This window comes from Paraconexibacter sp. (assembly GCF_041602235.1).
GTDB lineage: Bacteria > Actinomycetota > Thermoleophilia > Solirubrobacterales > Solirubrobacteraceae > Paraconexibacter.
In genome coordinates this window covers 1-5,722 of sequence record NZ_JBFIGP010000242.1, presented here as the reverse complement: position 1 = coordinate 5,722, position 5,722 = coordinate 1, and the positions used below count along the sequence as shown (strand labels likewise).

General features: G+C 70.4%; 8 protein-coding genes. 6 read left to right on the top strand and 2 right to left on the bottom strand.

What is annotated here, in order from left to right; translation table 11 throughout:
• The 5 genes from ABYE80_RS16095 to ABYE80_RS16075 form a co-directional block, all read left to right on the top strand.
• The coding region (locus ABYE80_RS16095) for an aromatic ring-hydroxylating dioxygenase subunit alpha (RefSeq protein WP_372791320.1) at nucleotides 1-1,012 on the top strand (1,012 nt) is incomplete at its 5' end.
• The gene (locus tag ABYE80_RS16090; RefSeq protein ID WP_372791319.1) at nucleotides 1,009-1,509 is read left to right on the top strand and encodes an aromatic-ring-hydroxylating dioxygenase subunit beta; all 501 of its coding nucleotides are present in this window, start codon (nucleotides 1,009-1,011) and stop codon (nucleotides 1,507-1,509) included. The genes ABYE80_RS16095 and ABYE80_RS16090, both read left to right, overlap by 4 nt.
• Nucleotides 1,510-1,520: 11 nt before the next feature.
• A complete protein-coding gene (locus ABYE80_RS16085) occupies nucleotides 1,521-1,745 on the top strand; it encodes a hypothetical protein (protein WP_372791321.1) in 225 nt (74 codons plus the stop codon).
• Nucleotides 1,746-1,815: 70 nt separating this feature from the next.
• A complete protein-coding gene (locus ABYE80_RS16080) occupies nucleotides 1,816-2,439 on the top strand; it encodes a TetR/AcrR family transcriptional regulator (RefSeq protein ID WP_372791318.1) in 624 nt (207 codons plus the stop codon).
• A 1-nt stretch (nucleotide 2,440) separates the two neighbouring features.
• Nucleotides 2,441-3,226 (top strand): esterase/lipase family protein, encoded by a 786-nt coding sequence (locus ABYE80_RS16075; protein WP_372791317.1) that lies wholly within the window; start codon nucleotides 2,441-2,443, stop codon nucleotides 3,224-3,226.
• On the opposite strand, the gene ABYE80_RS16070 is transcribed toward ABYE80_RS16075, so the two are convergent.
• Complete coding sequence (locus ABYE80_RS16070) at nucleotides 3,214-4,380, bottom strand: acyl-CoA dehydrogenase family protein (RefSeq protein WP_372791316.1); 1,167 nt, start codon at nucleotides 4,378-4,380, stop codon at nucleotides 3,214-3,216. The genes ABYE80_RS16075 and ABYE80_RS16070 overlap by 13 nt on opposite strands.
• Nucleotides 4,381-4,467: 87 nt before the next feature.
• Here ABYE80_RS16070 and ABYE80_RS16065 point away from each other — a divergent pair, with 87 nt between their 5' ends.
• A complete protein-coding gene (locus ABYE80_RS16065; protein ID WP_372791315.1) occupies nucleotides 4,468-5,511 on the top strand; it encodes an MBL fold metallo-hydrolase in 1,044 nt (347 codons plus the stop codon).
• A 1-nt stretch (nucleotide 5,512) separates the two neighbouring features.
• On the opposite strand, the gene ABYE80_RS16060 is transcribed toward ABYE80_RS16065, so the two are convergent.
• Nucleotides 5,513-5,722, bottom strand: a 210-nt coding sequence (locus ABYE80_RS16060) for an SDR family oxidoreductase (protein ID WP_372791314.1), incomplete at its 5' end; no start/stop codon positions are given.

The following is a 5,722-nucleotide window of genomic DNA, read 5'->3' as shown; positions in this document are numbered from 1 at the left end:
TGCGAACCTCGTGTGTGACGCCGCCAAGGGCAACTCGAACGCGTTCCGTTGCCCGTACCACGGCTGGACGTTCTCCAACACCGGGCAGCTCCTCGGCTACCCCTTCAACTCCGGCTACGGCGGGCGCGAGGCGAAGAAGGATCTCGGGCTGGGCCGGGTGCCGCACATCGACAGCTATCGCGGCTTCGTGTTCGGCTCGTTCGGCACCGATCCCGACCACCCGACGCTCCGTGAGCATCTCGGGGCCGCCGCGGACGCCTTCGACCGGCTGTGCGACCTGTCGCCCTGCGGGGAGGTGGCCCTCACGGCCGGCTGGCTGCAGCACAAGGCCAAGGCCAACTGGAAGATGCTGCTCGAGAACGAGACCGACGGCTACCACCCGCAGTTCGTGCATTCCTCGATCTTCAGCGTCGCGAAGAGCGGCATCGGCGACCTGTACGGCGAGAAGTCGACGGCGGTGAGCCGGGACCTCGGCGGCGGGCACAGCGAGAACGACCTGCGTCCCGAGTTCCGCCGGATCGGGCAGCCGCTGGGGTGGTTCGGGACCGACCCGGCGAAGGTCCCGGACTACGTGCGCCAGCTCGAGGAGGCGCGCGGCGCGGACAAGGCACGCGAGCTGCTCATCGACGGCGCCCCGCACGTCATGGTCTTCCCGAACCTGTTCATCGCCGAGATCCAGCTCTTCGTGATCCAGCCGACCGCGGTCGACCAGACCGTGCAGCACGTCACCGCCGTCCAGTTCCCCGGGTGCGAGGACATGAACCGCCGCCTCCTGCAGCAGACGATCGGATCCGTCGGCCCCGCCGGCTTCCTGCTGGCCGACGACACCGAGATGTACGAGCGCAACCAACGCGGCGTCCAGGCCCTGTCCCCCGAGTGGCTGCAGATCAAGCGCGGGACCCATCGCGAGCGGCGCGACGAGAACGGCTTCCTGATCGGGGACGCCACGGACGAGGTGCCCCAGCGTGGCATCTGGCGCCACTACCGCGAGCTGATGGAGGCGTCGCGATGAGCACCGTCCTGGACGTCGACCTGCTCAAGGAGGTCGAGCAGTTCGTCTACCGCGAAGCGCGCTACGCCGACGAGCTGCGCTACGACGCCTGGGAGTCCCTCTGGACGGACGATGCGGTCTACTGGGTGCCCGCGAACGGGGCCGACACCGATCCCACCCGGCAGATGTCCGTCCTGTTCGACAACCGCGCGCGCATCGGCACCAGGATCAAGCAGCTGCAGACCGGCAAGCGCCACGCGCAGGCTCCGCCCTCGAACCTGCGTCGTCTCGTCAGCAACGTCGAGCTGCTCGACCCGCATCCGGAGCTTCCACAGGACATCGCGGTCGGCGCCAACTTCCTCGTCGTCGAGTCGCGCGAGCGCGGGACGACGATGTGGGCCGGGCGCAGCGAGTACGTGCTGCGCCGCGCCGGGGACGGCGAGCTGCGGATGGCCCGCAAGAAGGTCGTTCTCATCGACAACGAGCGCCCGCTCAACACCCTGGCGTTCCTCATCTGATGCGCGACGAGATCGTCGAGAGCGAGTTCGCCTCGGTCCGGCTGAGCGTCGACCACGAGGGGCACGACCCACGGCTGCGGATCGAGGACCTCCGGACCGGGCAGGTCGGGTTCCTCGACGCGCTGGAACTCGAGACGCTGGCCTGGCTGCCCGAGGGTGGTCTGCACAAGCTGCTGGACCCGTCGCTGCTGCGTTGGCGGGACCCCGGCTCGAGCGACGGCCGCCCGGGCACCTGAGTCCCATCGGGCCGTTCGTCGCCGGAGCCGGTCGCCACCTCTGTCCGGACAACTTGTACGATGGCGGGACATGGCATCGACCACACGCAGGAGCAAAGCGGCGCGCGCCGACCGCAAGACCGAGATCGAGGATCGCATGCGCGCGGCGATCACCAAGCTCGTCACCGATGGTGAGCGCTTCACGGAGCTGTCGGTCGAGCGCCTGGTCGCCGAGGCGGGGATGGCCCGGTCGACGTTCTACGTGTACTTCGAGGACAAGGGCGCGCTGCTCCGCGCGATCGGCGCCTCGACCCTGCACTCGTTCTACGAGGGCGCGCGACCGTGGTTCGAGAACCGCGGGGAGGTCACCTACGAGGACGTGAAGGGTGCGATCAAGGGCATCCTCGAGGCGTTCCAGGAGAACGAGGTCGTCATGGCCGCCGTCGCGGAGACGGCCGTGTACGACGCTGACGTGGGGGAGATGTACCGCGAGAGCGTCGAGGACTTCGTCGCGTCGCTGCGCAAGCTGATCCAGCGCGGGCAGAAGGACGGCACCGTGCGAGACGTCTCCGCCGCCGACACGGCGGCCGCGCTGAGCTGGATGATCGAGCGCACGACGCTCCAGCTCGCGCCGGGTGCCACGCCCAAGCGGATCGACGCCATCGCCACCGGTCTGGCCGACGTCATCTGGGGCACCCTGTACGCCGGAGCGTGAGGTGAGCGCCAACACCCCGGGGCTGCCCGTGGGGCTGGTGCTGCGCAACCCGCTGCGGGACGTGCGCGGGATCCTCTACGAAGCCGGTGTCATGGCCGAGTACGCCGGTCTGCGCCGCTCGCCGGTGTACCGCGGGGAAGGGGTCGTGTCCGGCGACGGGCGCCCGGTCCTGCTGCTCCCCGGGTTCCTGACCAGCGCGAGCGCCTTCGGGATGATGGGGTCCTGGCTCGCCCGCAGCGGCTACCGGCCGCACCGGGCGACCCGGCGCCTCAACACGGCGTGCGGCGAGTTCTCGGTCTCGGCGATCGAGCGGCGCGTCGGCAGGATCCACGCCCGGACCGGTCAGCGGGTCGCGCTCGTGGCGCACAGTCGCGGTGGGCACTTCGCCCGTGTCCTGGCGGTACGGCGGCCGGACCTGGTCGCGGGCATCGTGACGCTCGGCGAGCCACCGTTGGACTTCACGGCGTGCAACGTGGCGGTGCTCGCTCCGGCGTTCGCCGTCGCCGCGCTGGGCACGGCGGGCGTCCCGGGCATGATGGGGATCTCGTGCTTCTACGGGGACTGCTGCGAGCGGTTCCGCGAGCAGCTCACGCAGCAGTTGCCCGGGAGCATGCGCCACGTCGCGGTCCACTCCCCACGTGACGGGATCGTCCACCACGGGTTCGTCGACGAGCCGCACGCGACACGGGTCACGATCACGGCGAGCCACCTCGGGATGCTCGCCAACCCCGAGGCCTACCGGGCGGTCGCCGAGGGTCTGCAGGAGATCGGGGCCTACAGCCCGTAGGACTTGCCGATGACGTCCAGCATGATCTCGTCGGCGCCCGCGCCGATGCGGTACAGGCGGATGTCGCGCATGACGCGCTCGACGGAGTACTCCTTCATGTAGCCGGCGCCGCCGTGGATCTGCACGCACTGGTCGGCGACCTCCCAGGCGACCTGCGTCGCCTTGAGCTTCGCCATCGAGATCTCCCGCACGTTGTAGGCGCCCGCTGCGTAGTCGGCGGCGGTGGCGTAGATGAGCTTGCGGGTGGCCTCGAGCTCCGTCGCCATCTGGGCGAACTTGTGGCGGATCGCCTGATGGGTGCCGAGCTTCCGGCCGAAGGTGCTGCGCTCCTTCGCGTACGCGAGGGTCGTGTCGAAGGCGTACTGCGCGTAGGCCAGGCAGCCGGCGGCGGCGATGCAGCGCTCTGCCTGCAGCTCCCACATGATGTGCTGGAAGCCCTTGCCGACCTCGCCCAGCACGGCGGCGGCCGGCACGCGGACGTCCTGGAAGGCCAGGAGCGCGGTGTCGGACGCGTGCATGCCCATCTTCTGCAGCTTCTGCTCGCGGATGACGCCGGGGGTGTCCATCGGCACCAGGAAGAGGGTGAAGCCACCGTAGCCGGCGGTCGGGTCGGTCTTCGTGACGAGCACGATCATGTCGGCGCGGTGGCCGTTGGTGATGTAGGTCTTGGAGCCGTTGATCACGTACTCGTCGGTCGCGGCGTCGTGGACGGCGCGCGTCTTGATCGCCGCGACGTCGGATCCCGCGTCCGGCTCGGTGATGCCGAGCGCGTAGATGCTCTGCCCGGCGATGCCCGGCGGCAGGTAACGCCGCTTCTGCTCCTCGGTACCGAACTCCAGCAGTGGGGGCATGACCATGTCGGTGTGGACCGACAGGCCCATCAGGAACCCGCCGCTGCCGGCGCGGGCGACCTCCTCGGCGAGCACGAGGTTGCAGAAGTAGTCACCGCCCTGCCCGCCGTACTCCTCTGGCATCGACAGGCCCAGGAAGCCGAGCTCACCCATGCGCTGGACGATCGCGTCCGGGAAGGTGGTCTCCTCCCAGGCCTCGACGTGCGGCCGCACCTCGCGGTCCATGAACGCGCGCAGCGATTCCCGCAGCGCGTCGTGGTCGTCGGTGAAGATCCTGGACGGAGAGGGTGTCGCGGTCGGCATCCGGAGATCCTACAGTCTGTCCGGACAAGACGATCAAGCATCGACATGAGCGGTCGCCGACGACCGCGGATCCGTAGACTCGGCGCGGTGCCCGTGAGCAAGCTGGACGGCGCCGACCAGGACGCCCTGCGTATCGCCGCCGAGGCCGGGATCCACCGCATCCCCGTCCCGACCCCCTTCGCGATCGGCGACGTCAACCTCTATCTCGTCGAGGGCGACCGGCTGATGCTCGTCGACGCCGGGCCCAACGCGGCCACCTCGCTGGGTGCGCTCGAGACGGGCCTCCGCACGCTCGGCCGCCGGATCGCGGACCTCGAGGTGCTCTTCGTGACGCACCAGCACATCGACCACATCGGCCTCGCGGGGGAGATCGCCCGGCGCAGCGGCGCCGAGCTGGTGTGCCTGGACCTGCTCGCGCCCGTGCTCGAGGAATGGGCCGTGTACTCCGAGCAGGACGACGACGACGCCTTCCTGCTCATGTCCCGCCACGGCGTGGAGCCGCACGTCGCCGAGGCGCTGCACGCCGTCGCGTCGGTCGTCCGCGGGTGGGGTGCGCCGGCGTCGGTCGACCGCACGGTCTTCGACGGCGAGACACTCACCGTCGGCGACCGGACCTTCGTCGTTGGGTGGCGTCCGGGGCACTCCCCCTCGGACACGATCCTCCACGAGCCGTCGACGGGGATCCTGCTCGCCGGGGACCACCTGCTCAAGGACATCTCGTCCAACGCCGTGATCGCCCGGCCCATGGGCGAGCCGCTCGGCCCCTGGCCCGCGGACCGGCACCGCCCGACGCCGCTGCTGCAGTACCGCTCCTCGCTGCGGGCAACGTGGGACCTCGAGGTCACCGTCGCGCTCGGTGGTCACGGCGGTCCCGTCCTCGGCCATCGCGACCTGATCGACGCCCGGCTGGCGGGCCACGCCCGGCGAGCCGAGGAGTTCCTGGACCTCCTCCGGCGCGCGGGGCGACCCCTGAGCGCGCACGAGATCGCGACCGAGCGATGGGGGGAGGTCGCGATCACCCAGGCGTTCCTGACCCTCTCCGAGGTGCTCGGCCACCTCGACATGCTGATCGGTGACGGGGCGGTCGACGAGGACCGCAGCGAGCACGTCGTGCGCTTCGCCCCGCGCTGACTCAGCCGCCGATGCCCATGCCGCCGCTGACGCCGAGCGTCTCGGCGGTGACGAAGCTCGACTCCTCGGCGCACAGGAACGCCGCCGCGGCCCCGACCTCCTCGGTCGTCCCGAGGCGCCGCAGCAGGGTGCCGTCCTTCATCGCCTGCACCATCTTCTCGCCGTGCACCGGGACGGCGCGGGCGGCGTCGGTCAGCGGCGTGTCGATCGG